This is a genomic window from Kitasatospora sp. NPDC056446 (genome assembly GCF_042796115.1).
Lineage (GTDB): Bacteria > Actinomycetota > Actinomycetes > Streptomycetales > Streptomycetaceae > Kitasatospora.
The window spans coordinates 76014-102769 of sequence record NZ_JBHTRF010000028.1 but is presented as its reverse complement, the minus strand read 5'-3'; the positions used below and the strand labels follow the sequence as shown (position 1 = coordinate 102769).

The window sequence follows — 26756 nt, the reverse complement described above, 5'->3', positions numbered from 1 at the left end:
GCCGACACCACCGTCAGCAAGACCGACGGCAAGCACGGCGCCCTGCCCGGCGCGGGCAGCGCCACCGTCGACGTGCCGGGTGAGAAGGGCAAGGCGGTGAAGGCGGGGGCCCTGCCCGTCGCGCTGTCCTCCGCCGGTTCGGCGGGCAAGGCGAAGGTCGAGCTGCTCGGCCAGGACGCCGCCGTGAAGGCCGGGGTCAACGGCCTGCTGCTGACCGTCACCGGCGCCGACGAGAACGGCGGCCTGGCCGTCGACTACTCGTCGTTCGCGCAGGCGGCGGGCTCCGGCTTCGGCTCGCGCCTGAAGCTGGTGCGCCTGCCGGAGTGCGCGCTGACCACCCCGGACCTGCCCGAGTGCCGGGTGCAGACCCCGCTGCCGGGCGGCAACGACCCGGCCAAGCAGACCGTCGCCGCCGACGCGCTGACCACGGCCCCCGCCGGGTCGATGCGGCTGCAGGCCGCGCCCGGCGCGATGGTGCTGGCCGCCACGACCGGCAGCGCCGGGCCCAGCGGCGACTACAAGGCGACCCCGCTGTCCTCCGCCTCGACCTGGTCGACGGCCCTGAACAGCGGCTCGTTCGCCTGGTCGTACGACATGCCGCTGACGGCGATGCCCGGCGGGCTGACGCCGAAGGTCGGGCTGTCGTACAACTCCGGTGCGATCGACGGCCGGACGGCCAGCAGCAACAACCAGGCGTCCTGGGCAGGTGACGGCTTCGACCTCTCGCCCGGTTTCGTCGAGCGCAGCTACAAGGCGTGCGCGGACGACGGCGCGCCGAAGACCGGTTCCGCCAGCCCGGGCGACCTCTGCTGGGGGACGGACAACGCCACCATCAGCTTCGCCGGGCACTCCGGCGAGCTGATCCCGGTCTCCGCCGACGAGTGGCGGATCAAGCACGACGACGCGACGAAGGTCGTGCGTCTGCGGGACGGTGCTCGCGGCAACGGTGACAACGACGGCGAGTACTTCCGCGCCACCACGCCCGACGGCACCTCCTACTACTTCGGCTACAACCGCCTGCCGAACTGGTCGGCCGGCAAGCCGGAGACCAAGTCCGTCTACACCGTCCCGGTGTTCGGCAACAACGCCGGGGAGCCGTGCAACGGCGCGGACTTCGCGTCCTCCTGGTGCCAGCAGGGCTGGCGGTGGAACCTGGACCTGGTGGTCGACGCCCACGGCAACGACATCACCTACTGGTACACCCCGGAGACCAACAACTACGGCCGCAACCTCAAGGCCGCCGACCGCACCCCGTACATCCGCGGGGGCCGACTGGACCACATCGAGTACGGCCAGCAGCAGGGCGACCTCTACTCGGCCACCGTCAAGCCGATGGGCCGGGTCGACTTCGGCACCGCCGAGCGCTGCCTGGAGACCGCGGCGGGCCTGTGCGACCCGGCGAAGATCGACGCCAACCGGCAGTACTGGTACGACACCCCGTGGGACCAGAACTGCAAGGACGGCACCGACTGCACCGGGCAGTACTCGCCGACCTACTTCACCCGCACCCGCCTCACCCAGGTGGTCGCCAAGACCCTTCAGGCCGACGGCAGTTACGCCGCCGTGGACACCTGGGACCTGACCCACAAGTGGGGCACCGCCGACTTCGACTACCAGCTCCTGCTGGACTCGATCAAGCACACCGGCACCTCGGCCGCGCCCTCCGTCGCGCTGCCGAAGACCACCTTCGCCTACAAGCAGCTCGCCAACCGGCTCGACAAGGTCGGCGACGGCCGCATGCCGTTCATCAAGCAGCGCCTCGGCACCGTCACCGACGAGTTCGGCGGCCAGATCGACGTCAACTACTCGGCGCCGGCCTGTGACTGGAACGCCCTGCCGACCCCGCAGTCCAACACCACCCGCTGCTTCCCGCAGATGTACCAGGCCTCGCTGGAGAGCCCGGTGACGACGGAGTGGTTCAACAAGTACGTGGTGGAGTCGGTGATCGGCACCGACCGGACCGGCGGCGCGCCCGACATGGTCACCCACTACACCTACCTCGGCGACGCCGCCTGGCACTTCGACGACGAGGACGGCCTCACCAAGGACAAGCTCAAGACCTGGTCCCAGTGGCGCGGTTACGCCCGCACCCGGGTGGAGACCGGCGGCGTCACCGGCATGAAGACGCAGACCGACCACTACTTCCTGCGCGGCATGGACCAGGACCGCAACAACCCCGCCGACAAGAACGGCAAGCGCGCCGTCACCGTCGACGACGGCCAGGGCACCACGATCACCGACGACCAGGCCTGGGCCGGCTACGAGTACCGCACCGAGCAGTACGACAAGCCCGGCGGCGCGATCCTGGAAAAGACCGTCAACACCCCCTGGAAGCAGGAGACCGCCAAGCGGATCCGCGACTGGGGCACCACCACCGCCAACATCACCGCCGCCGCCACCACCCGCTCCTTCACCTCGCTCGACAAGGGCGCCGGCAACGCGTGGCGCGAGACCCGTGCCAACAACACCCGTGACGGCTACGGCCGGATCACGGTGCTGGAGGACCTGGGCGACACGGCGGTCACGGGCGACGAGAAGTGCACCCGCACCACCTTCGCCGACAACACCGCCGCCTGGCTGATGTCCAGCATCATGCGGGTCGAGACCGTGGCCGCCGGCTGCGGGAGCGACGTCAACCGGCAGACCCAGGCCGACGGAACCTCCGCCGTCCTGTCCGACAAGCGGGTGCGCTACGACGGTCAGGCGTACGGCGCCGCCCCCACCAAGGGTGACGCCACGCTCGCCCAGACGCTCAAGTCGCAGACCGGGAACAGTGCGACCTACCTGGACAACGCGTTCACCTACGACGTCTACGGGCGCACCCTGAGCTCCACCACCCTGGCCTCCACCACGGTGGTCGACGTCACCAACGCCACGGGACCGGTCACGTCGGCCTCGCCGGACGCCCGGACCACCACCACCGCCTACATCCCGGCCACCGGCCGACTCACCAAGTCCGTGGTGACCTCCCCGCCTGCCAAGGCCGGGGACGCCACCACCGCCCAGGTCAACACCACCGACTACGAGCCGGTGCGCGGCCTGACGGCGGACACCGTCGACGCCAACAACCGCCGCACCGACATCCAGTACGACGCGCTCGGCCGCACCCTCAAGGTGTGGCAGCCCAACCGCTCCAAGGGCTCCGGACAGTCCCCCAACCACGAGTTCGAGTACGCCGTCACCGATGGCAAGATCATCGCGATCTCCGCGAAGACGCTGAACAGCGACGGAAGCCAGCAGACCGGGTACACGCTCTACGACGGCTTCGCCCGCCTGCGGCAGACCCAGGACCCGGGGGACAACGGCGGCCGTGTGCTGACCGACACCTTCTACGACGACGGCGGCCAGGCCACCCTCGCCTACGCCCCGTACTACGCCACCGGCGCGCCCTCCACGACGTTGCGCAACGTCGACGACACCACCGGGGTGGAGAGCCAGACCGCCACGTCGTACGACGGCCTCGGGCGGGTCGTCAACGTCACGGCCCTCGCCGGCAACGGCGTCGGCACCCCGCTCTCCAGCACGCTCACCGAGTACGGCGGCGACCGGGTCACCATCACCCCGCCCACCGGCGGCACCCCGACGACGGCCGTCACCGACGCGGCCGGTCACACCACCGAGCTGCGCCAGTACAAGTCGGCGACCCCGACCGGCGCCTACGACACCACCAGCTACGGCTACGACCAGGCGGGCAACCTCACCAAGCTGACCGACCCGTCCGGAACGGTCTGGACCTGGCTCTACGACCAGCTCGGCCGCCAGACCAAGGCCGTCGACCCGGACAGCGGCACCACCGTCAAGGCGTACGGCAGCCGCGGCGAACTGGCCAGCACCACCGACGGCCGCGGCAAGACGATCGCCAGCGTCTACGACAACCTCGGCCGCCTGATCGAGACCCACGACGGCTCGGCCACCGGACCACTGCTGACCTCGCAGGCGTGGGACCCGGCGAACAACAAGGGCGTGCTGTCCTCCAGCACCCGCTACAGCACCGTCGGCGGCACCACCTACCAGTACAAGACCGCCTACTCGCTCTTCGACTCCCTCGGCCGGTCCACCCGGACGACCACCACCGTCCCGTCCGTCCCCGGTCAGGAGGCCCTCGCCGGCAGTTACGTCAACGGGACCATCTACCGCCTCGACGGCCTGCCGCAGAGCCTGAGCTACCCGGCGGCCGGCAACCTGCCCGCGGAGTCCGTCACGATGACGTACGACGCGCTGCGCCGGCAGACCGCCGTCGAAGGCCTGAACAAGTACCTCACCAACCAGACCTTCAGCCTCACCGGCAAGCCGCTGCAGTCCACCCTGAGCAACGGCACCGCCGGCAAGGACGTGTACGTCACCAACGCGTACGAGTGGGGCACCCAGCGCCTCGCCTCCAGCCGCACCGACCAGTACGGCGTCACCGGAGCGACCCGCGCCGCCGCCTACACCTACGACCAGGCCGGCAACGTCACCTCGGTCACCGACACCTCGCGCTCCGGCACCGACCGGCAGTGCTTCCGCTACGACTCCCTGGCCCGCCTCACCGAGGCCTACACCCCCAACACCGGAGGCTGCACGGCCCCCAGTGGCGCCCAGCTCGGCGGCCCCGCCCCGTACTGGACCAGCTGGACCTACAACACCAACGGCACCCGCTCCACCGAGACCCGGCACGACACCACCGGCAACACCGGCCAGGACGCCACCACCACCTACACCTACCCGGCCCCCACCGCGGCCCGCCCGCACACCCTGAGCTCCACCAGCACCGTCACCGGAGCCAACGGCGCCCCCGTAGCCGAGGGCTACGACTACGACAACGCGGGCAACACCTCGGGCCGGCACCTCAAGCCGTCCGGCGACCGGACCAGCGACCAGGCCCTGACCTGGGACGTGGAGGGCCGCCTCAGCCAGGTCGTCGACACCGTGACGACCACGACCGGCTCCACCACGACCGCCACCCGGAGCACCGACTACCTCTACGACGCCGGCGGCAACCGCCTGCTCGGCCACACCGTCGACACCGCCAACCCCGCCGCCGAGAACTGGACCCTGTACCTCGGCGGCACCGAGCTCACCCTCGTCAAGGGCGCGGCAAAGCCCACCGCCACCCGCTACTACGCGCTGGGCGGTGCCATCGCGGTCCGCACCGACGACAACCGGGTGGCCTTCCAGGTCGCCGACCACCACGGCACCGCCGAGATCGGCATCGACGCCACCACCGGCGCCGTCGCCCAGCGCCGCACCAACCCCTTCGGCGGCCTCCGCGGCACCGCCCCCACCACCTGGGCCGGCACCCGCGGCTTCCTCGGCGGCACCAGCGACACCACCGGGCTCACCCACCTCGGCGCCCGCGAGTACGACCCGGCCACCGGACGGTTCATCAGCGTCGACCCGGTGATGACCATGACCGACCCGCAGTCGCTGGCGGCCTACACCTACGGTGACAACAACCCGCTGACCCTCAGCGACCCGACCGGGCGCAACATCCTCGAGGACCTGTTCAACTCCATCACGGCGCTCCTGAGGGCCGTGCGGGAGACCAAGAAGGAACTCGGGATCAAGCACCCGAAGGACAGGACGACCAGGCACAACGACGCGCAGCGCGTCGCCGCCGGGGAGATCAAGAACCAGGCCAGCAAGATGGGGGCGAACAAGTTCGAGGTCCGGCAGAACGTCACAATCGCCGGGGCCAGCAAGAAGTGCCTGTACGACCCCTCGCTGACGAGCTGCAACGACGGCAACGCCGACATCGTCGGCTACGACCCCAAGAGCGACGTCTACTACGTGTGGGAGGTCAAGTCCGCCGGCGAGGCGTCCAAGGCCGTTCCGGAAGCCGAGTGGTACGTGAAGAAGATGCAGGCGGAGGGCAAGAAGGCGGTCCTCGGCTGGACCATCGGCGGTCCGTATGACGCGCCCAACGGCGACAAGGTGGTCGGTCCGGCCGAGGGCGCGGTGATCTACGGGAAGGAGGACAACAAGAAGATGCAGAAGAACCTTCCCGCCCCCGGTACGGCGCAGCAGTCGCAGGCCGCACGGGTGCCCACCGCCACACCCGGACCGGCGCCCGGCCGCTACCCGGGCACCGCACACCAGCCGGGCCTGGGCACCACCCCGCTGGCCGACACCGGGGTGAGCATGGCACCGGTGCTGATCCCGGCCGGGATCCTCGTCATCGCAGGAGTCGTGGTGGCCGCCCCGGCGGAGGCCGCGGCCACCGCGGGGACGGCGGCGACAGTAGCCGTGACAAAAGCGATGTTCGACCTGACAGCATGACGATTCCCCGACGGAGAGACAACGGATGATGTCCCTTGAAGCATGGACCCGCCGGCACGTGGCGCCGCTCGCGAAGGCCGCCGGCCTGAGCCGCAAGGGCCTGGTGTACCGCCTGGTCGGAGAGAACGGCGACCACGCGCTGCTGGAGTTCCGGCCCCAGCACCTCAGCACGCCGATGGAGGTGTTCACGGTCAAGGCGTTCATCGTGCCGGCCGCCTCCTGGGCGTGGAGCTACCGCGCGAACTGGGAGTCCGCCAAGAAGAAGGCCCCGACCTCGTCGGCGGCGATCGTGGAGTGGACCGTGGCGGCCCCGAAGCACGCCGCCTACGAGCCGGACAACGTGAGCCCGCTCGACGCGGACTGGGCCTACGGCGGACGGATCGACCCCGACGCCGCCGGCCAGGCCATGGCGGAGGTCCTTCGGGAGCACACCCTTCCGACCCTGCGGCGGCTGCTCGACCGTGACGAACTGTTGACGGAGATCCGCAACCCCGGCTTCGAGTTCCACCGCGGCCGGCCGCCCGGCTGGGCCCGGATGATCCTCCGGGTCGACGAGGCCTCACCGGCCGAGATCGAGGAACTGGTCGACCAGGTCGAGAAGGACTATCCGGTCGTGGACGAGTTCATCGCCTGGGCCCGGACCCGGGCCGCCGAACACAACGGATGACCGAAGAGCGCCCGGCCGGAACCCCGGCCGGGCGCTCGTTCCGTATCCGGCCGTCCACTGGGGAACGGACCCCGACCACACCACGTCCCCGGGCAGGAACGGCCTTTCGGCCTTGATCTGTGCAGGTCGTTTGCGTGGCCGGGAAATGTTCTCCCGTTCGGCGGGCGGGGCGGGTTCACTGGCGGCATGACCCCATTTGACACAGCCGAGATCGCAAGCAGCAGGCGGACGTTGGCGACGCAGTACCGGTCGTGGCGGCGCCAACTCGCCGGGGGCGTCCGGCCGATGGAGGAGACGAAGGCCGGTCGTCGACGGTCGTTCGATCCGACCACGGTCCCCGGGTTGTTGCAGACCGCCGACTACGCCCGGGCGGTCCTCACCCGCTGCGCCGGGATCGATCCGTCGGCCGGTGACGTCGAGGGCGGGGTGGCGGAGCGGATGGAGCGGCAGCGGGTGCTCGACGACCGGTCGCGGTCGTTCCACCTCCTGGTGTGGGAGGGGGCCCTGGTCTCCCGGGTCTGTCCGCCCGCTGTCCTGGCCGACCAGTTGGAGGCCCTGGTGCCCCGGCTGGGGGCCGGGAACGTCCGGCTCGGGGTGGTGCCGTTCGACGCCGATCTGCGGGTGCCCGTGGGTGCAGGGTTCTCGATCCTCGACGGCGGGTCGGTGGCCACCGGGTCGGTGGCCTCCGGGTCGTGGCACGAGGAGGCGCGGTCGGGGGACGCGGCGGACGTCGCGCGGTACGTCCGGGTCTGGGAGGCGCTGGCCGAGGGTGCGGTGTACGGTCCGGCGGCGCACCGGGTGATCGACCGGGCGTGCCTGGCGCTTCGCGAGGCGTACTGACCTGACGGGAGCCCTGGCCTGACGGGAGCGCTGACCGGCCCGGCCTGGACCGGCGGGCCGGCCGGTCAGGGCTCCTGGTCGGCGAGGTCCGGGGCGTCGCTGAGCCCCAGCCGCAGGTGCTCGATGTGGTAGACGGCCTGGTCGAGCAGGGCGGCGACGTGGTTGTCGTAGAGCGCGTAGACGACCGAGCGGCCGTTGCGCTGCCCGACGACGAGGCCGAGGTTGCGCAGCAGGCGCAGCTGGTGGGAGCAGGCGGACTGTTCCAGGCCGACCTCGGCGGCGAGTTCGGTGGCGGCGCAGGGGCCTTCGCGGAGGCGGGAGAGGATCAGCAGGCGGGAAGGGGTGGCCAGGGCTTGCAGGGTGGTGGCCACCCGGGCAGCGCTGGCGGCGTCCAGGCGCGTGTGCGGGACGGCGGTGGCGGGGGCGGCTCCATGACCCATGCGGCCAATACTACAACTCGTACATGAAGGAGCGTTCATATGTTCATGTATGGTGGACGAGTCCTTGGCCACGCCCTGCCCGAAGGTCCCCGCCATGCCCTCCACCACCCTGACCGAGCGCCCCGCGCCCCCGGCCGCCCCGCGCCCCGACACCGCCCCCCGGCGGCGCACCCGGGTGCTCGCGCTGCCCGAGGCCCGCTGGGCCGCCGCCGCGACGGTGCTCTTCCTGATCGCGCTGCCGCTCCAGCTGGCCGGCGCCCCCGCCTGGGCCTGGGGCCCGCTGTACGCCCTCGCGTACGCCACCGGCGGGTGGGAGCCCGCGTGGGCGGGGCTTCAGGCACTGCGCGAGAAGACCCTCGACGTCGACCTGCTGATGATCGTCGCCGCGCTCGGCGCCGCCGCCGTCGGACAGGTCATGGACGGCGCGCTGCTGATCGTCATCTTCGCCACCTCCGGCGCCCTGGAGGCCCTCGCCACCGCCCGTACCGCCGACTCGGTGCGCGGGCTGCTCGACCTCGCCCCGGCCACCGCCACCCGGCTGCTGCCCGGCGGCGGGGAGGAGACCGTGCCGACGGAGGAGCTGGCCGTCGGGGACACCGTGCTGGTCCGGCCCGGCGAGCGGATCGGCGCCGACGGACGCGTCCTGGACGGCGCGAGCGAGGTCGACCAGGCCACCATCACCGGCGAGCCGCTGCCGGTCGCCAAGGGCCCCGGCGACGAGGTGTTCGCCGGCACCCTCAACGGCACCGGCGCGCTGCGCTTCGCGGTCGACCGGGACGCCTCGGACTCGGTGATCGCCCGGATCGTGCAGCTCGTCGAGGAGGCCTCCGAGACCAAGGCGCCGACCCAGCTGTTCATCGAGAAGGTCGAACAGCGCTACTCGATCGGCATGGTGGCCGCCACCCTGGCCGTCTTCGCCGTGCCGCTCGCCCTCGGCGCGGCCTTCACCGGCTCGCTGCTGCGGGCGATGACCTTCATGATCGTCGCCTCGCCGTGCGCCGTCGTCCTGGCCACCATGCCGCCGCTGCTGTCCGCGATCGCCAACGCCGGGCGGCACGGCGTGCTGGTGAAGTCCGCCGTCGTGATGGAACGCCTCGGACAGACCGACGCCGTCGACCTGGACAAGACCGGCACCCTCACCGAGGGCACGCCCCGGGTCACCGAGATCCGCCCGCTGACCGGTTCGGGCCTCACCGAGGACGGCCTGCTCGCGCTCGCGGCCGCCGCCGAGCACGCCGGCGAGCACCCGCTCGCCCGTGCCGTCGTGGACGCCGCCCGCACCCGGGGGCTCACCCCGCCCCCCGCCGAGGACTTCTCCTCCGTCCCCGGCGCCGGTGTCACCGCCACCGTCGGGGGCCGGGTCGTCGCCGTCGGCGCGCCGGCCCGGCTGATCAACAGCCGCACCGACGCCGCCTCGACCGAGGCGGCCGGGCTGGCGGCCGCACTGGAGGAGGCCGGCCGCACCGCCGCGCTGGTCGAGGCGGACGGCGTCCCGGTCGGCGTGCTCGGCTTCGCCGACCGGCTGCGCCCGGACGCCGCCGCCACCGTCGCCGGGCTGACCCGCCTCACCGGCCGCGCGCCGGTGCTGCTCACCGGAGACAACGCGCGCGCCGCCGCCCGGGTCGCCGCCGAGGTCGGCATCACGGAGGTCCGGGCCGGGCTGCTGCCCCGGGACAAGGTCGCCGCCGTCCGGGAGCAGGAGGCGGCCGGGCGCAGGGTGCTGGTGGTCGGCGACGGCGTCAACGACGCGCCCGCGCTGGCCGCCGCGCACACCGGCCTCGCGATGGGCCGGGCCGGTTCGGACCTGGCCCTGGAGACCGCCGACGCCGTGATCGTCCGCGACGAACTCGCCACCGTTCCGGCCGTGGTGGCGCTCTCCCGGCGGGCCCGCGGCCTGGTGGTGCAGAACCTGGTGATCGCCTCGGTGTTCATCTCGGTGCTGGTCGTCTGGGACCTGGTCGCCACCCTCCCGCTGCCGCTGGGCGTGCTCGGCCATGAGGGCTCGACGGTCCTGGTCGGCCTCAACGGCCTGCGGCTGCTGCGCGAGGCGGCGTGGACCAGGGCCCGTACCGAGAGCGGGAGTTGAGGGAAGGAGCCGAGCCGCCGGAGCCCGCGGGGCCCCGGCCGGCGGGGGTCAGTGCTCCTCGGGGGCGACGACCTCCGCCGCCGGGGCCGGGGCCGACTCCATGGCGGTCATCCGCGGCAGCAGGAGCAGCACGGCGACCAGCAGGGCGAGCAGCAGGACGCCGCCGAGGAAGAGCGGGGTCCGGATGGCGGTGACGGAGGCGATCCAGCCGCTCAGCGCCGCGCCGGCCATGATGCCGAGCCGGCTCAGCAGCATGTAGCAGCTGTTGACCCGCCCGAGCAGCTCCTTCGGCACGGCCTGCTGGCGCAGCGAGATCGCCTGGATGTTCCAGGTCACGATGCCGAAGCCGATCACGCCGTACAGCGCGGCGATCTCGAACACCGAGGTGCTGAGGCCCATCAGGATCAGCGAGACGCCCATCAGCAGGAAGGAGAGGGCGATCCGGGTGCCCCGGCCGAGCAGCCGGCTGAGCCGGCCGGCCAGGGTGCTCGCGGCGGTGCCGCCGATCGCGCCCGCCGCGAGGACGATGCCGTAGGACGCGGCCGGGGCGTGCACGACCCGGGTGACCATCAGGACCATCATCGTGGTGCCCATGAAGCAGGCCAGCGCGCCGAGCGTGGAGAGCACGGCGAGCATCCGCACCTCGCGGTGGCGGAACAGCCAGTCGACGCCCTCGCGGATCTCGGTGAGCACCGGGCGGCCGGCCGCGGCGCGGGCGGCGGTGGAGCGGCCGGTCGCGGCGACCAGGGCGGCGGCCAGCGCGAAGGAGACGCCGTCCACCGTGAAGGGGAAGCCGGCCGCCACGGCGAACAGCACCGAGCCCAGCAGCGGGCCGATCAGGTTCCCGCCGACCAGCATGTTGGCCTGCATCCGGCCGTTGGCGGCGTCGAGCTGGTCCGGGCGGACCAGTTCCGGGACGGCGGAGGTGGCGGCGTTGGAGAAGACCGTCTCGCCGCAGCCGAGCAGGAACGCCAGCGCGGCGAGCGCGGCCAGCGGCGGGGTGGCGAGGAAGACCCAGCAGGCGAAGCCGAGGACGACGGCGGCGCGCAGGGCGTCGATCGTCCACATCAGCCGCCGCCGGTCGGACCGGTCGGCGAGGACGCCGCCGTACAGCGACATCACCAGGAAGGGCAGCGAGCCGGCGACGGAGACCACCGAGACCGCGCTCGGCGAGTCCGAGACGGCCACCGCGAGCAGTGGCAGGGCCGAGTCCCGCATGCCGTCGCCGACCGAGGAAACCGCTGAGGCGGACCACAACAGGGTGAACTTCCGCCCCAGTTGCGGACGGCTTCCGGATGGCTTCTCGGCCAGGTGTGCAGCGGTCACCGACGCAGTATGTCATGTCCGCGGACGGTCGCCAGGCCGAATCCGAACTGCCTGAGATGTCCCGAACTGACCGTGTCGGCGCGGACGTTACGCTCACCCGAGTTGTCCGGACCGTCCCGCCGGTTTGCGAACTCTTGGGCGGCCCGAGGGCGACCCGGGGGCGGCCTGAGGGCGATCCGCGTCGGCGCCCGGGCACCGGGCCCCGGGCACCGACGCGGGCACCGACGCGGGCCGGGACGGTCAGGGCTTCGGGAGGGCGTCGGCGCTCTCCGGCAGCGGGTAGGCGGCGGCGTCGACCGGCCCCGGGAGGTCGGTCGCCGGGCGGCCCGGGGCGGTCGGGTCGGGCAGCGACGGCTGGGCGGGCGGCGCCGGGACCTGGCTGAAGGGGATGCCGGGCGGCGCCTGGACCGGGCTGGTCCGTCCGGCGGGCAGCGGCCCGCGGCCCTGGAGCGCGCAGCCCGCCAGGGTCTCCAGGTTCTCCGGGCTCTGGACGGCGGGCCGGTTGCCGGTGAAGCAGTTGCCCGGGTCGGCGGAGGCCAGGGTGAGGTCGGTGCCGTTGCCGGTGACGCGGTTGCCCTCGACACGGTTTCCGCTCGCCGGGTGGCCGGGCGGGTCGGTGATGACGATGCCGACGGCGTGGTTGCCCTGGACGAGGTTGCGCTGCACCTGGTTGGCCGTGCCGCCGCCGATGCCGATGCCGATGCCGAAGCCGCCGTCGGCCTGTTCGGGGGTGCCGGCGGCGTTGTTGTCGGTGACGACGTTGCCCGCGATGACCGCGCCGTGCTGCGGGGCGAGGGCTTCGAGGTCGTTGGAGTTGACCGTGACGCCGACCCGGTTGGCGGTGATCCGGTTGCCGACGACGGTCAACCCGTCGGAGGCGTTGGTGAGTTCGATGCCGACCGCGTTGTGTTCCACGGTGTTGCCGCGCACCAGGGTGTCGCAGGGCTTGCACTGGCCGACGTAGATGCCGGAGTCGGCCTGCCCGGAGGCGTACGAGTCCTCGATGACGCCGCCGCGCGCGTCGAAGGCGTAGATGCCGTAGAGGCCGTTGTCGTAGGCGGTGACGCGGGTCGCCCGGAAGCCCTGGACGACGGGGAAGCGGGCGGTGTCCAGGGGGTCGTAGGCGGAGCCTCCGGCGCCGTGCTGTTGGAGCTTCTCGTCGGTGACTCCGGTGAACAGGACGCCGTTGGCCAGGTACCCGTGCACGGTGAGGTTCTCGACCACCGAGCCGGGGCCGGTGACGATGACGCCGTTGACGAGGCGTACGCCGCCGTCGAGGACGACGGTGTTCCGGTCGGTGCCGCGCAGCACGATCCGGGGCTTGGTGATCCGGACGCTCTCGCGGTAGGTGCCCGGGTCGACCAGGACGGTGTCGCCCTCCCGGGCCACGTCCACGGCCTGCTGGATGGTCGGGAAGTTCTGCGGCACCCGAACGACCGTGCCCCCCGGGTGTTTCGCGTCGGACGAGCCCGGACCGGCCGACGAGCAGCCGGAGACGGCGAGGGCGGCGACGGCGAGGAGGGCGGCCAGGAGGGCGCGCGGGGAGCGGCGGAAGGGGTCGTGCGTCCCGGCTCCCCGTACGGGCGGTGCGGCAGGCCGGAAGTGACGTGTGGTCAAAAGTTGCATAATGCGTGTTCTATCGTCTCCAATGTCGCCCATGCATGCCGAAACCGGAAAGGCGCCGAACCGGCCACGAACTGTCGGAAGCGGTGTGGACCGAAGGGCCCTGCTCGCGGGCGGGGCGGTGCTGGCCGCCGGAGTCGGCGCGGGGGTCTCGGCGCTGGCCCTCGGGAGGGACGGCGGACGGGCTTCGGCGCCGCCCCCCGGGTCGGCGGTGGCCGGGGCGCCGGTCCCCTTCCACGGCGAGCGGCAGTCCGGGGTGACGGCCCCGCAGCAGCCCGCGACCCAGCTGCTCGCCCTCGATCTGGCGCCCGCCGCGACCTCCGACGGCCGGGCCGCCCTGCGCGGCCTGCTCGGCGAGTTGACCCGGGTGCTCGCCGAAGCGGCCGGCGGCACCTCGGCGGACACCCGCCTGCACGGCGGGGAGCCGGCCCGGTTCAGCGGCCTGGTGGGCGTCGGTCCGGGGTTGGCCTCCCGGCTGGGGCTGAACGTCCCGGCACCGGCCCTGGCCGAACTGCCCGAGTTCCCGGGGGACCGGCTCGACCCGGCGCGCGGCGGCGGCGACCTGCTGGTGCAACTGTGCGCGGCCGACCGGTGGCCGCTGTCCGTCGTCGCCGAGCAGACGGGCGCGGCGGCCCGGGCGGCGGGGGCGACCGTCCGGTGGACGCAGTCCGGCTTCCTGCCCCGCACGGCCGCGGGCGGCACACCCAGGAACCTGTTCGGGTTCAAGGACGGCACGGCGAACCCCGACGAGGACGCCGCCCGGCAGTGGGTCTGGGGCCCGCCCGGGCCGTACGAGCACGGGACGGTCCTGGTCTACCGGCGGATCCGGATGGACACCGCCGGCTTCGCCGCCCTCCCCGGGGACCGGCAGAACCTGGCCATGGGCCGCCGGGCGGGCGACGGCGCCCCGCTCACCGGCACGGCGGAGCACGACGAACCGGACATCTACGCGAAGAACCCGGACGGCTCGTACGTCATCCCGGCCGCCGCCCATGTCCGGCTCTCCAGCCCCCGGCTCGACGGCGGCGCGCGGATGCTGCGGCGCGGCTACAGCTACGACGACGGGCCGGGGGACCGGGGCCTGCTGTTCTGCGCCTTCGTCCGGGACCCGGCCCAGTTCACGCGCGTGCAGAACCGGCTGGCGGCGAAGGACGCGCTCAACCCGTTCCTGGAGCACACGGCGTCGGCGGTGGCGTACGTGCTGCCGGGGGTGAAGGAGGGCGGGGTGCTGGGGGAGGGGCTGTTCGCCTGAGAGGGCCCCGGCCCGGGCTGGGCCGGGGGCGGGGGCGGGGGCGTTTGAGGCCTGCTCGGGAGAGCCGGAGGGCCGTACGGTCACCTCACCAGTCGACGGGGATCCGGGCCGGGCTCCTGGTGGTGCTGCCGAGCTGCCAGGCGATGTCCGCGACCGGGGTGGTGAGGCGCAGGGCGGGCAGGGCGGCGGCGAGACGCTGAAGGGATTCGCGCATTTCGAGGCGGACGCGCCAGGCGCCGATGCAGTAGTGCGGGCCGGCGCTGAAGGCGAGGGTGGGGGCGGCGAGCGGGAGGTCGAGCGCGGCGTCGATGCCGTCGGGGTAGACGTCGGGGTCGCGGTTGGCGCTGCCGAGGCTGATGGCGACGACGGCGTCGGCCGGGATGGTGGTGCCGCCCAGCTCGACCGGTGCGGTGGCGCGCCGGATGGTGGCCTCGTCGTCGCCGAGCGGGATGAAGTGGAGCAGCCGCTCGGCGGTGCGTTCGGCGGTGCCGGGGTCGGCGAGGCGCGGCCAGTGGTCGGCGCGTTCGCCGAGGAGGTAGACGAGGGCGTTGCCGAGCGCGCCGGCGACGCTCTCGTTGCCGCTGGCGGTGAGCCCGGCGACCAGGTGGACGAGTGATTCCTCGGGGATGCCGCCGTCCTGGTCGGCGGCCCGGACCAGCCGGCTGACCAGGTCGTCGCCGGGCCGGCGGCGGCGGCGCTCGACCAACTCCGTGGTGAACGCGCCGAATTCGGCGAGGGTGTCGGTGTGGTCCTCGGGGGCGGGGCCGCCTTCGCGGGAGTCGCCCACGGAGGCGCCGCCGTCGTCCGGATCGCCCTCGCCCGGGTCGCCGCCCTGGGCGAGCAGCGCGAGCGTCCAGCGGTGCAGCCGGTCCTCGTCCAGGCCGTCCGGCCCGTCGCCGTCGAGCCCCATCAGCCGGGTGGTGACGGCGAACGGCACCGGCCGGGTGAAGGCGGTGACCAGGTCGGCGGGCGGTCCGGCGGCGACCAGCGCGTCCACGGACTGCTGGACGGCGGCCGCGACCCAGGGCTGCCAGCCGGCGATGGCGCGCGGGGTGAACGCCCGCTGGACGGTGCCGCGCAGGCGCCGGTGGGCGGGGCCGTCCTGGTTGAACAGGGACGCGGGGTTGGCGGCGACGTCGGCGGTGGCGCCCGCGGTGCCGACGTCGTGCAGGTCGGCGCGGGTGAGCCGGGGGTCGCCGAGGACCTGCCGGACGTCGTGGTAGCGGGTGACCAGCCAGGCGGCGGTGCCGTCGGGGAGGGTGGTCGGGTGGGGCGGGCGGACGGGGGAGACGGGGAGCCGGTGGAGCGGGGGGAGGACGGTCCGGGTGTCGGCTGCGGCGGAGTCCATGGGGCCCTTCGGAGGTCGGCGGGGCTGTGGGGCTGTCGGGCTGCGGGGCTGCGGCGATGGCGGTCGGGTGGGCTGACAGGCCCCCAACTGTCATATTTTCATAGGGAATTGGAGGCTTGTGGCGCTTCTCCCGTTACGCCCGATGGTAAGCCCCGAAGACCCGCAGCCCCTCCGGCTCACCGCGCGGGGGCGTAGGCCCCCAGGTGCCCGGCGAGGGTGCCGGGGTCGGCGGTGGCCCCGGTGAGCGAGACATGGCCGTCCGGCCGGACCAGCACGACGGCGTCGCCGCGCAGCCCGTACGCCCGGGCGATGTGGCCGTCGGGGTCGAGGACGTCGGCCCGGCGCAGACCGGTCGGCATGGTCGGCATAGGCGGGACGGCCGGCACGGCCGGCTCGCCGAGCGCCGGGTGCCCGCCCACCGTCAGCAGGGTGAAGTGCGGCCCCCGGAAGAGGTCGAAGAGCCGGGTGGGCGTGCCGTCGGCGGTGGTGCAGGGTGCGTCGGGGGCGCGGTCGCCGGCCCGGATGCCGGTGGTGTCGTCGAGGTCGCGGCCGAGCGGGCCGCCCCGGTAGCCGACGGCGAGCCCGGTGAAGTCGGGTCCGGCGGAGAGGTCGGTGATCTGCTCGGCGAGGGCGCGGGCGCCGTCGGCGCCGAACAGCGCCCGGTGCTGGGCGGAGGCGGCGGCGAGGACGGTGCGGGCGACGGGCAGCCGCTCGGCCTGGTAGCTGTCGAGCAGCGCGTCGGGCGCGCCGCGCAGGACGGCGGCCAGCTTCCAGCCCAGGTTGTGGGCGTCCTGGATGCCGGTGTTCATGCCCTGGCCGCCCGCCGCGGACTGGCAGTGCGCCGCGTCCCCGGCGAGCAGCACCCGGCCGTCGCGGTAGCGCTCGACCATGCGGACCATGGGCCGCCAGACGGTGGACCAGATCGGTTCGTGCAGTGTGACGCCGGGCAGTGCGGCACGTTCGGCGAACAGCTCGCGGAAGGTGTCGGCGGTCGGGGCCGGGACCTCGCCGTGCTCGTCCGGGGCGACGGAGGCGTGGACGGCCCAGTTGGCGTCCGCCCGCATCGGCACCAGGAGGAGCGCGCCGATGCCGAGCCGGGGGTCGTTCCAGACGTGCATGGCGCCGGTGTCCAGGCCGTCCACCTCCATCGAGGCCATGATGAACCGCTCCTCCTCCCAGTTCTCCCCGAGGAAGGCGATGCCGGCCCGCTTGCGGACGGTGCTGCGGCCGCCGTCGCAGCCGACCAGGTAGCGGGCGGTCAGCCGTTCGGTCCGGTCGCCGCGCCGGACGGTGGCGACCACGCCGTCGGCGTCCTGGGCGTGGTCGAGCAGTTCGGTGTCCGTCTCGACGGTGACGCCGTGCCCGGCGAGCCGGTCGCGCAGCACCTCCTCGGTGTGGTGCTGGCCGAGCAGCAGCATGCCGGCGTACGGGCGGTCGGGGGTGGCGCGGTTGCCGGGCGCGGGGTCGATCTCCAGGACGAGCCGGTCGCGCTCGTACGTGCGGACCCTGAGGTCGGGCGTGCCCCGGTCGAGGATGGCGTCCACGACGCCGAGGTCGTCGAACACCTCCAGGGTGCGCGGGTTGATCCCCTTGCCGCGGACGCCGCGGTCGCGGAACCGGGGTTCCCGCTCGATGATGCGGCAGTCCACCCCGGCGCGGGCCAGTCCGAGGGCGAGTGTGAGGCCGACCGGGCCGGCGCCGACCACCAGGACCTCGGTCGGGCGGGCGGCGGGGCTCTGTGCGTGGGCGGCGGGGCGCTGCGTGTCGGCGACGGGGTGCTGCGCTCGGGTGTGCGGGATGTTGGGCATGACGGACTCCCCCTGGCCATCCGGCCATAAGATACGGCGCGTTTCTTGTCTTCGACTGTAGGCTCGACCCAGTAAGAAACGCAACGTATCTACGAGGGTCGGTACGGAGAACGCGGGAGGCGCGGGGCCGGTGGCGGGAGCACGAGCGGGCGCGGCGGGGACGGGCACGGCAGGCGCGGCGGCGAGCGCGGCGGGGGAGGCCGGGGCTCAGGTGGCCCCGGTGACCCCGGTGGCCTCGCGCCGGCGCGGTGAGGAACTGGAACGGGCGATCCTGGACGCGGTCTGGGCCGAACTCGTCGACCACGGCTACGACCGGCTCACCATGGACGGCGTCGCCGCCCGCGCTCGGACCAGCAAGCCCGTGCTCTACCGCCGCTGGCCGAACCGGGCCGCCCTGGTCATCGCCGCCCTCGGCCGCAACGCCCCGGACTACCGGCAGCCGCCGGACACCGGCGAACTGCGCACGGACCTGGTGCTCTTCCTGGGCAGTCTGCGGCACCGTTTCGACGACCTGCCGAACGACGCCGTCCACGGCCTCCTGGTCGACCTGCTGCGCGACCCCGAACTCCGTGCCCGCTTCACCGCCGGACTCACGGCCGACGGACCCGTCAGCAGCCTGGGCGTGATGATGCGCCGGGCGGCCGACCGGGCCGAGATCAACCCGGCCCGGCTCACCCCGAGGGTCGTCTCGCTCCCGCTCGACCTGCTGCGGGACGCGTTCCTGACCGGCGGTGCCGTGGCGGCCGACCGCGTGGTGGAGGAGATCCTGGACGAGGTCGTGCTGCCACTGCTGCGGGCGCCGTCCACTGACTGACCGACCGTCAAAACCCTTACACCCTGGGCGAGATGGAATCGGCCGCAGGGGTCTTCCGGGCCGGGTCTAGGATCGACATCGATCGAAGAATCGTCCGCGAGGAGGGCCCGAGAAATGAACGGCACCGTGGTGGCGGTCAGCAGCAGCGCCGAGTACACGTTCAGCAAGCCGAACCGCGCCGGCATCACCCTGGTGGCCGGACTCGGCGTGGAGGGCGACGTCCACGCCGGGGTGACGGTCAGGCACCGCTCGCGCGTCGCCCAGGACCCGACCCGGCCCAACCTGCGCCAGGTCCACCTGATCCACCGCGAACTCCTCGCCGAACTCGGCGAGTCCGGCTTCGACGTGGCGCCGGGCGCCCTCGGCGAGAACATCACCACCGAGGGCGTGGACCTGCTCGGCCTGCCGGTCGGCGCCGTGCTGCGGATCGGCGCCGAGGCGGAGGTGGAGGTCACCGGCCTGCGCAACCCGTGCGCCCAGATCGACGCCTACCGGTCGGGCCTGCTCAAGCGGGTCGTCGGCCGCGCCGACGACGGCACGATCGTCCGCCGCGCCGGGATCATGGGCATCGTCCGTACCGGCGGCCCGATCCGGCCGGGCGACACCATCACCGTCGACCTGCCGGCCCGCCCGCACCGGGCGCTCGACCGGGTCTGAAGCGACTCGAACGCCCCACCCGGGCCGGCGGGGCCTCCGAGGATACCCCTACCCCGTACACGCCGGGCGGGGGCGCAGGGCCCCGGCGGTCAGGAGCGGACGAGGCGGGCGATGGCCTGGTTGGCCTCGCGGATCTTGGTGTTCGCCTCCTGGCCGCCCTCGGCGATGGCGTCGCGGACGCAGCATTCGATGTGCTGGTCCAGGAGTTGGAGGGCGAAGGACTGGAGGGCGCGACTGGCGGCGGAGACCTGGGTCAGGACGTCGATGCAGTAGGTGTCCTGCTCGACCATGCGCTGTAGGCCGCGGATCTGGCCCTCGATGCGGCGGAGCCGCTTCAGGAAGTCGTCCTTGTGGGGGCTGTAGCTGGCCACGGGCGTCTCCGGGTCCTGTGCGGTGAGGAGGGGCCCCACTCTACCGGCGCGCGACGGCAGCGGAGTCGGCCCGGACGGGCAGGGTGCCGTCCGCGGCGCGCCCCGGCGGGGGGGGCGGGGGGGGGGGTGTGGGGGGGGGTGGGGGGGCCCCCCCCCCGGGGGGGCGCGGGGGGCGGGGCGGCGGGCCGGGGGGGGGGGGGGGCCCCCGGCCCCCACGGCCGGTGGAGTGGATCGGGGGACCTGACCGGGGGAGTGGCCGGGGCCGCCCGGGGAGTGGCCCGGGCCGGCCGGGGGAGTCAGCCGTCGAGGCGGCCGACCAGGTCGTAGCCGGCCTCGTCGATGGCGGCGGCCACGTCGCTGTCGGCGAGCGCCAGGGTGCTGCCGACGGTGACCTTGCCGCTGGTCAGGTCCACGGCGACGTCGGTGACTCCGTCGATCTTCTTCAGCTCGGCGGTGACCGAGGTGACGCAGTGGCCGCAGGTCATGCCCTTGACCTGGAAGGCCGAGGTCAGGGCGGACCCGGTGGCGGGGGCGGCGTCGGTGCCGCACGAGCCGCAGCAGGAGGAGGCCTCGGTGGCGGCCGACTCGACGGTGACGGTGTTCTCGCTCATGGGTGTGCTCCTGTCGTCAGTGCCCGGCGCCTTCCGGAGTGGTCCGGTCGGCTGCTTCGCTTCTGAACATACCATACCCCCCCAGGGTACCCAAGAGGGTCGGGCGGGCCGTGCCGGAGCATCCCCGGAGCCCCCGAAGGCCCCGCTCCTCGGGCCGCCGAACCCGCGCTGTGGCAGTCCTGTTGCGGCCCTCCGGGCAGGGTGGAGGCGCGCTCCCCCGTACCCGGAACCCGACCGCCCCCCCACCACACGAGGTGAACCCATGGACCAGACCACCCGGCGCGGACCGCGCGGCCTGCGCGAGCTCCTCGCCTCCGGCGAACGGACCTACTCCTTCGAGTTCTTCCCCGCCAAGGACGAGGCCGGCGACCGCGCGCTGTGGGCCGCGATCCGACGGGTGGAGGCGGTCGCGCCGACCTTCGTCTCGGTCACCTACGGCGCCGGCGGCTCCTCGCGCGACCGCACCATCGAGACCACCGAGCGGATCGCCGCGCAGACCACGCTGCGCCCGGTGGCCCACCTGACCGCCGTCGGCCACTCCACCGCCGAACTCCAGGCCGTGCTGCGGCGCTACGCGGACGTCGGGATCCGCGACGTCCTCGCCCTGCGCGGTGACCCGCCCGGCAACCCCAACGGCGCCTGGGAGCCGCACCCGCAGGGCCTGCGGCACGCGGCCGAACTGGTGCGGCTGGTCAAGGAGTGCGGCGCGTTCACCGTCGGCGTGGCCGCCTTCCCCGAGCGGCACCCGCGCTCCGCGGGCTGGGACGACGACATCCGGCACTTCGTCGCCAAGTGCCGTGTGGGCGCCGACTACGCCGTCACCCAGATGTTCTTCGAGGTCGAGCACTACCTGCGGCTGCGCGACCGGCTGGCCGCGGCCGGCTGCGACACCCCGGTCATCCCGGAGATCATGCCCGCCACCGACGTGCGCCAGATCGGCCGCTTCGCCGAGCTCAGCGGCGCCTCCTTCCCGGCCGGGCTCGCGTTGCGGCTGGAGGCGGTGCGCGACGACCGGGCGGCCGCGCACCGCATCGGCGTCGAGCACGCCACCCGGATGGCCGAGCGGCTGCTCCAGGAGGGCGCCCCCGGCCTGCACTTCATCACCCTGAACCGCTCGACCGCCGCGCTGGAGATCCACCGCGACCTCGGGCTCGACCGGCGGGCCGGGAGCGCGTCGGCGGCCCGGGGGGCGTCGCCGGTCCGACCTCTGGCCGGCAGCCGCACCTGACGGGAGAGCGGGCGCCCGGTCCACCGCCCGTGCCCGGTCCACCGCCCGTGCCCGGTCCACCGCCCGTGCCCGGGCGGCCGACCGGAGGGCCGCAGGCGGCCGTCTGGCCCGGTTCCGGGTGCGGGCCGCGCGGGTACAACGCCGGTGGGGGGATGCGGACATGGTGTGGCGTGCGGGAAGAAAGCGGTCGAGGAAGCCCGTCGGGGGAGTGGACCTCGGCGAGGTCAAGCCCTGGACCAGGGCGGCCGGTGCGGATCCCGGCTCGGACCGGGAGACCGCCAAGGGGCGGGCCTGGGTCGAGCGGGAGATCCGCTGGTTGGTGGCCGAGTTCGGGGAGGAGGCCGTGCGGCGCGAGTTCATGGTCCCGACCCCGGAGTTCCTGCCGACCGGCCTCACCGGGCCCGACGGGCAGGAGCGGATCCGGGAGTTCGTCGAACGCGTCGCCGCCGTGATGGGTGCCCGGACCGACCTGCTCGACCTCCGCTTCTTCCGGGCCGCCGCCCCCGACGCCGGGGGCGGGGGCGGGAAGGCCCTGACGGTCGGCCGCTACCACCGGACGGGCGGCCGGGACGTGATCGAGCTCGACCTCGACAGCGCCGACCGGCCCGAGGAGCTCGCCGCGATCATCGCCCATGAACTCGGCCACCTCCTCCTGCGCCGCTACTCCCCGCTCGCGGACCGCGAGCCACTGACGGACCTGGTGACCGTCGTCCTCGGCATGGGCGTCTTCGGCGCCAACGCCGCGAACACCTTCGCCACGGCCCGGCGTGGCTTCTCCGTGTTGCCGAGCGGCGACCTGACCAGCAGGATGCTCAACGGTGCCGCGCACCACGACGGCAGCCACCACCTCGGCTACCTCACGCCCGACCAGTTCGGCCATGCCCTGGTCTGCTGCGCCCGCCTGCGCGGGGAGCACGACCCTTCCTGGGCCCGCCACTTGGAGCCGGGCGTGCGCGCCGTCGTCAAGCGCGGACTGGCCGGGCCGGGCCCCTCGGGGAGCTGACCGACCGGGCCCGCCCCTATACCCCCACCCCCTATGCGCGGGGCGGCCGCGAACCCATTCCTAAACCGTACCCCCCTAGGGTATGTTCGGCGGCGTCCTCGCGGGATCGCCGATCGCCGTGCTTCGCCGTGCTTCGGCGCGCCGGTCCACCGGTCGAGGGCCGACGACCGCGCCGAGGGCCCCTTCCGCCCCGGCCGGATACCCCCCAATGGCTAGGGAGCACGAGATGGCAACCGACAACACCGGGCCGAATCCCCGGAGATGGCGCGCACTGGCGCTGATCGCCGCCGCGCAGTTCGTGGTGATCATGGACACCTCGATCATCGGGGTGGCCCTGCCCGAGATGAAGGACGCCCTCGGCTTCGGCCGGGAGAACCTGTCCTGGGTCTTCAACGCGTACGTGGTGGCCTTCGGCGGCCTGCTGCTGCTCGGCGGGCGGCTGTCCGACCTGCTCGGCGCCCGCCGCCTGTTCGGCGCCGGCTGGGCGATCCTCGGCGTCGGCTCACTGCTCGCCGGCCTCGCCGGGAACATCCCGGTCGAGCTGGCCGGCCGGGCCGTCCAGGGCCTCGGCGCCGCACTGATCGCCCCCTCGGCGCTCACCCTGCTGATGACGCTCTTCGGCGGCAACCCGAAGGAGCTGACCAAGGCCTTCGCCCTGTACGGGGCGGCGGCCCCGGCCGGCGGCACCGCGGGCGTCTTCCTCGGCGGCCTGATCACCCAGTACATCAGCTGGCCCTGGGTGTTCTACGTCAACGTCCCGGTCGCCCTGGTCGCGCTGCTCGCCACCCCCCGGCTGATGCCGCACGCGCCCCGGCGCAGCGGAGGCATCGACGTCGTCGGCGCGCTCACCGTCACCGGCGGCCTGGCCGCCGCCGTGTACGCCGTCGTCCGCGCCCCGGAAGCGGGTTGGGCCTCGGCACCGACCCTGCTCACGCTGGCCGGCGCGGCCGTCCTGCTGAGCGCCTTCCTGGTCGTCCAGGCCAGGCGCCGCGAGCCGCTGATGCGGCTGGACATCTTCAGGGTGCCGAACCTCGGCGCCGCCAACCTCGCCCAGTTCCTGCTGGCCGCGGCCTGGGTGCCGATGTGGTTCTTCCTGAACCTCTACCTCCAGCAGGTGCTCCACCTCGGGGCGTTCGCCAGTGGCGCCGCGCTGCTGCCGATGACCGTCGCCATCATGGGCATCATGATCACCCTGGCGCCCAGGCTGATCGCCCGCTTCGGCCCCAAGGCCCTGGTCGTCACCGGCATGTCGGCCCTCGGCGCCGGCCTCGCCGGGCTTTCCCTGGCCCGTGCGGACGGCACCTTCTGGACCGACGTGCTACCCGCCTCACTGCTCGCGGCGGCCGGCATGGCGCTCGCCTTCATCCCCTCCCTCGGCACCGCGATCTCCAGCGCGCCCCCGCAGGACGGCGGCCTCGCCTCCGGCATCGTCAACACCGGCTACCAGGTCGGCTCGGCGCTCGGCCTGGCCGCGATGACCGCCCTGGCCGGCGCCCGGACCCCGGACACCACCGTCGAAGGCCTCACCTCCGGCTTCTCCGCGGCCTTCGCCGGCGCCGCCGCGATCGCGGTCGCCGGCGCCCTGCTCGCGGTGGCCACGCTGCGCACCCCCCGCCCCGACCCCGAGGCGAAGTCCGCCACGGCCGGCTGAGGCCGCGCACCGCCCGCTCCTCGGGGGGCCGCGCCCACCGGCACGGCCCCCGTAGGCCATGAACGACCGGCCGTCGCGAACCCCGCCGACCGGACGAAGGAGAGCCCGACCATGACCCCCGCACCCTTCGCCGTACCGCCCGCGCTGCTGCGCGCCGCACGCCACCCCGTGACCCGCTGCCTGCTCTCCTGCCTGGCCGCGGCCGTCGCAGCCGCCGCCGGCGCCGCTGCCCGGCCCGCGAGCTTGAACCCCGCCCGCGACTGCCCGAGATGCTGAGCGCCCCCGGCCGGATACCCCGTATGGGTACCCGGCCAGGGAACGCCTCCGAGGCGTGCGCGCACGTACGGGCGTGCGCGCACACCTCGTGCAGGGGTGCGTGCGGAGTGCGCTCCGAATCCTCGCCGACCGCCGGGGCACACCACCATCCGAGTTTCCCAGGACATCCCCGGCCACGCGCCGATATCCGAGCTACTGTGGATGTCATGACTGCGGCCTACGAGGACGTGCCCTTCAGCGAACTGCTCCACCACCCCGCCGCGACCACGCGCAGACTGGACGCCGTACGGGTGCTGAGACTCCGGCGTCGCGATGCCGGAGACCTGGCTCTGATGCGCGTCGACCAGATGGAGCGCGACGCCGAGGTCGTGGACTTCACCTCCCGCCTGCTCACGGGGCTGGTACGAAGCGAGAACATCGAGGCCCTGCGCCAGGCGCTGCCCGAAGCTCTGCCGTGGAGCACGTTCCTGCCCGCCGAGGACATCGACACGTTGCTTGCCGAACTGGTCGACACGGCACGCGGGGCGGTGGCACTGGACACCCTCGCCCCGATCGCGCTCCTGCTCGGGCAGTGGAAGCACAGCGCCGAGATCCACGCGGACCCCGCCTTGTACGCGCTCCTCACGCGTGAGCCCGAGGGCGACCTCGGGTCCGTCCCCCCGCCCGAGGCAGTCGAGTGAGTCCCAAGCGCGGAGACCGGGTCGCGCCACCTCCGACCGGTGACGAGTACGATCTCCGGTTCGCCAACTCCGAAGCAGCAGAGGGCTGGGAGAACCTGGGCCGCCAGGCGGCAGGCAACCTGCGCCGCGCGTTCGAGCGAATCCGTGCGACTCCTCGGGCCGGTGACAACCCCTGCCGCCACCACCGGCTCAAGGGAGGCCTCGGTACTGCCACGTTCAAAGGCCGGGAGTTGGAGCGCTGGCAGTACGAGGTCACCGGTGGTGGCCGCATCTGGTACCTGCTCGACGACGTCAGCCGCATTGCTTGGATCACCTACGCAGGCACCGGTCACCCCAAGGCCACGGACTGACCCGCTCGGGCGCGTGGGCGGGCAGCGCGATGCCGGGCGGTCCGCTGGGGACCGCCCGGCACGGGGAGTGACGGCTTCAGCACTGGTACTCAGTGCTGGTGGGGGCCCGCCGGCTCGGTCGGGTTGGCGGTGGCGGTGGGGGGCGGGGTGTCGGCGGTGGTCAGGGTGAACGCCGCCGTGCGGACGGTGTCCTGGTGCTTGAAGTCCAGGAAGAGCCGGTAGCTTCCGGTGCTCGGCGCGGTCGTGGTGAAGCCGACCTCCGGGCCGGGGGCGGTGGTGTCCGGGTGGACGTGCAGGTAGGCGAGGTCGCCGGCGCGGAGCGCGACGAGGTGGCCGTACGCGCCGAGGTAGGGCTGGAGGTCGGTGACCGGCTTGCCGTCCTTGCTGACGTCCAGGGTGAGCCGGCCGCCGCGTCCGGGGGTGAGGTCGCCGCCGAGGGTGACGGTGTAGCCGTCGACGGTGACGGTCCGTCCGGTCTGCGGCAGCGGGGCCGGGCGCAGGTCGCCCGCGGCGTGCAGGTCGGCGCCGAGGGTGAGGCCCTCGGTGGCGCCGGCCGGGGTGAAGTCGGCGAAGACCCGGTACTCCCCGGCGGCGGGTACGGCGGCCGGGGCGCTCCAGGTGCCGTCGGCGGCGAGCGCCGGGTGCAGGTGCTGGAAGGTGGAGAGGTCGCGCGGGGCGACGATCAGGTGCAGCTCCTTCTCGTGCTGCGGCTGGTAGGCGGTGACCGGCTTGCCGTCCGGGCCGAGGATGCGGAACCGCAGGTCGGTGGGGGAGCCGGCGGTGACGAACGGGCTGTCGATGCTGAGGGTGTAGCCGCGTTCGGAGACCTGCAGCCCGCCGGGCGGGTGCTCGGTGGTGCCGTCCGCGGAGGCCCCCGGGTTCTCGGCCGGCCCACCGTGCCCCGCGTGCCCGGCGGTGGCGGGGGCGGGCGCGGGGCTGCCGCCGGTGGCGTTGCCGACGCCGAGGGCGAGGCCGAAGGCGGCGGCGAGGCCGGCGGTGAAGGCGGTGACGCGCAGCGCGGTGTTCATGGCGGGGTTCTCCTCGGGGTCGGGCGGGTCGCGGTCGGCGGGTGTCGGGCGGGCGGCGATTGGCGGGTGTCGGTGGGGCCTCAGGCGCGCATCAGCCGGGCGATGGCCTGGGACGCCTCGGCGATCTTGGCGTCGGCCTCGGCGCCGCCGCCCGCGATGGCGTCGTGGACGCAGTGCGCGAGGTGGGAGTCGAGCAGTTGCAGGGCCACGGACTGGAGGGCCTTGGTGGCGGCCGAGACCTGGGTGAGCGTGTCGATGCAGTAGGTGTCGGTGTCGACCATGCGCTGGAGGCCGCGGACCTGGCCCTCGACGCGGCGCAGTCTGCGCAGGAGCTGGTCCTTTTCGGTGCTGTAGCCGGCCATGCGGCCCTCCTCGCGGTCTCGGTTCGATGCCGGTGCCGGTTCGATCCCGGTCTCGGTTCGATGTCCACGAGTGAATA

Annotated in this window: 22 protein-coding genes; 13 read left to right on the top strand and 9 right to left on the bottom strand. The window is 73.7% G+C overall.

The annotated features are described in order from the left end of the window. The 3 genes from ACFQ6N_RS19570 to ACFQ6N_RS19560 all read left to right on the top strand — a co-directional run. Window positions 1-6258 (top strand): RHS repeat domain-containing protein (locus ACFQ6N_RS19570; protein ID WP_380650366.1); only part of this gene is annotated, 6258 nt, incomplete at its 5' end. Between the two features lie 28 nt (window positions 6259-6286). Continuing rightward, window positions 6287-6925, top strand: coding sequence for a hypothetical protein (locus tag ACFQ6N_RS19565; protein ID WP_380650365.1), 639 nt, complete (start codon window positions 6287-6289; stop codon window positions 6923-6925). A gap of 186 nt (window positions 6926-7111) precedes the next feature. Then, window positions 7112-7765 (top strand): DUF5753 domain-containing protein, encoded by a 654-nt coding sequence (locus tag ACFQ6N_RS19560; protein ID WP_380650364.1) that lies wholly within the window; start codon window positions 7112-7114, stop codon window positions 7763-7765. A gap of 65 nt (window positions 7766-7830) precedes the next feature. Here the strand turns inward: ACFQ6N_RS19560 and ACFQ6N_RS19555 are convergent, their stop codons facing one another. Further along, window positions 7831-8205, bottom strand: coding sequence for an ArsR/SmtB family transcription factor (locus tag ACFQ6N_RS19555; protein WP_380650363.1), 375 nt, complete (start codon window positions 8203-8205; stop codon window positions 7831-7833). 94 nt (window positions 8206-8299) lie between these two features. Here ACFQ6N_RS19555 and ACFQ6N_RS19550 point away from each other — a divergent pair, with 94 nt between their 5' ends. Beyond that, on the top strand, window positions 8300-10291 hold the full coding sequence (locus ACFQ6N_RS19550; protein ID WP_380650362.1) for a heavy metal translocating P-type ATPase: 1992 nt from the start codon (window positions 8300-8302) through the stop codon (window positions 10289-10291). 48 nt (window positions 10292-10339) lie between these two features. On the opposite strand, the gene ACFQ6N_RS19545 is transcribed toward ACFQ6N_RS19550, so the two are convergent. Together ACFQ6N_RS19545 and ACFQ6N_RS19540 are read right to left on the bottom strand one after the other, a co-directional pair. Beyond that, window positions 10340-11617 (bottom strand): MFS transporter, encoded by a 1278-nt coding sequence (locus tag ACFQ6N_RS19545; RefSeq protein WP_380650361.1) that lies wholly within the window; start codon window positions 11615-11617, stop codon window positions 10340-10342. 240 nt (window positions 11618-11857) lie between these two features. Continuing rightward, entirely contained in the window at window positions 11858-13234 is a 1377-nt protein-coding gene (locus tag ACFQ6N_RS19540; protein WP_380650360.1) for a right-handed parallel beta-helix repeat-containing protein, read from the bottom strand. 94 nt (window positions 13235-13328) lie between these two features. On the opposite strand from ACFQ6N_RS19540, the gene ACFQ6N_RS19535 reads away from it, so the two are divergent. Beyond that, complete coding sequence (locus ACFQ6N_RS19535) at window positions 13329-14492, top strand: Dyp-type peroxidase (RefSeq protein ID WP_380650359.1); 1164 nt, start codon at window positions 13329-13331, stop codon at window positions 14490-14492. Window positions 14493-14577: 85 nt separating this feature from the next. Here ACFQ6N_RS19535 and ACFQ6N_RS19530 read toward each other — a convergent pair whose 3' ends face one another. Together ACFQ6N_RS19530 and ACFQ6N_RS19525 are read right to left on the bottom strand one after the other, a co-directional pair. Next, window positions 14578-15840: a cytochrome P450 gene (locus tag ACFQ6N_RS19530; protein WP_380650358.1), complete on the bottom strand. Its 1263-nt coding sequence runs from the start codon at window positions 15838-15840 to the stop codon at window positions 14578-14580. Between the two features lie 176 nt (window positions 15841-16016). Further along, window positions 16017-17648, bottom strand: coding sequence for an FAD-dependent monooxygenase (locus ACFQ6N_RS19525; protein WP_380650357.1), 1632 nt, complete (start codon window positions 17646-17648; stop codon window positions 16017-16019). A 220-nt stretch (window positions 17649-17868) separates the two neighbouring features. Here ACFQ6N_RS19525 and ACFQ6N_RS19520 point away from each other — a divergent pair, with 220 nt between their 5' ends. Both ACFQ6N_RS19520 and ACFQ6N_RS19515 read left to right on the top strand, forming a co-directional pair. Next, window positions 17869-18462 carry a TetR/AcrR family transcriptional regulator gene (locus ACFQ6N_RS19520; protein ID WP_380650356.1) on the top strand — a complete coding sequence of 198 codons (594 nt, stop codon included), beginning with the start codon at window positions 17869-17871 and terminating at the stop codon, window positions 18460-18462. A 114-nt stretch (window positions 18463-18576) separates the two neighbouring features. Beyond that, the gene (locus tag ACFQ6N_RS19515; protein WP_380650355.1) at window positions 18577-19119 is read left to right on the top strand and encodes an MOSC domain-containing protein; all 543 of its coding nucleotides are present in this window, start codon (window positions 18577-18579) and stop codon (window positions 19117-19119) included. 89 nt (window positions 19120-19208) lie between these two features. Here ACFQ6N_RS19515 and ACFQ6N_RS19510 read toward each other — a convergent pair whose 3' ends face one another. After that, on the bottom strand, window positions 19209-19490 hold the full coding sequence (locus ACFQ6N_RS19510) for a metal-sensitive transcriptional regulator (RefSeq protein ID WP_380650354.1): 282 nt from the start codon (window positions 19488-19490) through the stop codon (window positions 19209-19211). Between the two features lie 296 nt (window positions 19491-19786). Next, on the bottom strand, window positions 19787-20101 hold the full coding sequence (locus tag ACFQ6N_RS19505) for a heavy-metal-associated domain-containing protein (RefSeq protein WP_380650353.1): 315 nt from the start codon (window positions 20099-20101) through the stop codon (window positions 19787-19789). A 262-nt stretch (window positions 20102-20363) separates the two neighbouring features. Here ACFQ6N_RS19505 and metF point away from each other — a divergent pair, with 262 nt between their 5' ends. The 6 genes from metF to ACFQ6N_RS19475 all read left to right on the top strand — a co-directional run bounded on the left by metF (window position 20364) and on the right by ACFQ6N_RS19475 (window position 25289). Continuing rightward, window positions 20364-21329, top strand: coding sequence for a methylenetetrahydrofolate reductase [NAD(P)H] (gene metF / locus ACFQ6N_RS19500; protein WP_380650352.1), 966 nt, complete (start codon window positions 20364-20366; stop codon window positions 21327-21329). Window positions 21330-21537: 208 nt separating this feature from the next. Continuing rightward, window positions 21538-22332: a hypothetical protein gene (locus ACFQ6N_RS19495; RefSeq protein WP_380650351.1), complete on the top strand. Its 795-nt coding sequence runs from the start codon at window positions 21538-21540 to the stop codon at window positions 22330-22332. Window positions 22333-22558: 226 nt separating this feature from the next. Beyond that, window positions 22559-23983, top strand: a complete 1425-nt coding sequence (locus ACFQ6N_RS19490) for an MFS transporter (RefSeq protein ID WP_380650350.1) — start codon at window positions 22559-22561, stop codon at window positions 23981-23983. A 111-nt stretch (window positions 23984-24094) separates the two neighbouring features. Next, window positions 24095-24259, top strand: a complete 165-nt coding sequence (locus tag ACFQ6N_RS19485; RefSeq protein WP_380650349.1) for a hypothetical protein — start codon at window positions 24095-24097, stop codon at window positions 24257-24259. Between the two features lie 206 nt (window positions 24260-24465). Continuing rightward, window positions 24466-24939, top strand: coding sequence for a hypothetical protein (locus ACFQ6N_RS19480; protein WP_380650348.1), 474 nt, complete (start codon window positions 24466-24468; stop codon window positions 24937-24939). Next, window positions 24936-25289 (top strand): hypothetical protein, encoded by a 354-nt coding sequence (locus ACFQ6N_RS19475; protein ID WP_380650347.1) that lies wholly within the window; start codon window positions 24936-24938, stop codon window positions 25287-25289. Before ACFQ6N_RS19480 ends, ACFQ6N_RS19475 begins: the two co-directional genes overlap by 4 nt. An 89-nt stretch (window positions 25290-25378) precedes the next feature. On the opposite strand, the gene ACFQ6N_RS19470 is transcribed toward ACFQ6N_RS19475, so the two are convergent. Both ACFQ6N_RS19470 and ACFQ6N_RS19465 read right to left on the bottom strand, forming a co-directional pair. Further along, window positions 25379-26317, bottom strand: coding sequence for a hypothetical protein (locus tag ACFQ6N_RS19470; protein ID WP_380650346.1), 939 nt, complete (start codon window positions 26315-26317; stop codon window positions 25379-25381). Window positions 26318-26397: 80 nt separating this feature from the next. Further along, entirely contained in the window at window positions 26398-26724 is a 327-nt protein-coding gene (locus ACFQ6N_RS19465; RefSeq protein WP_380650370.1) for a metal-sensitive transcriptional regulator, read from the bottom strand. Window positions 26725-26756: the final 32 nt, after the last annotated feature.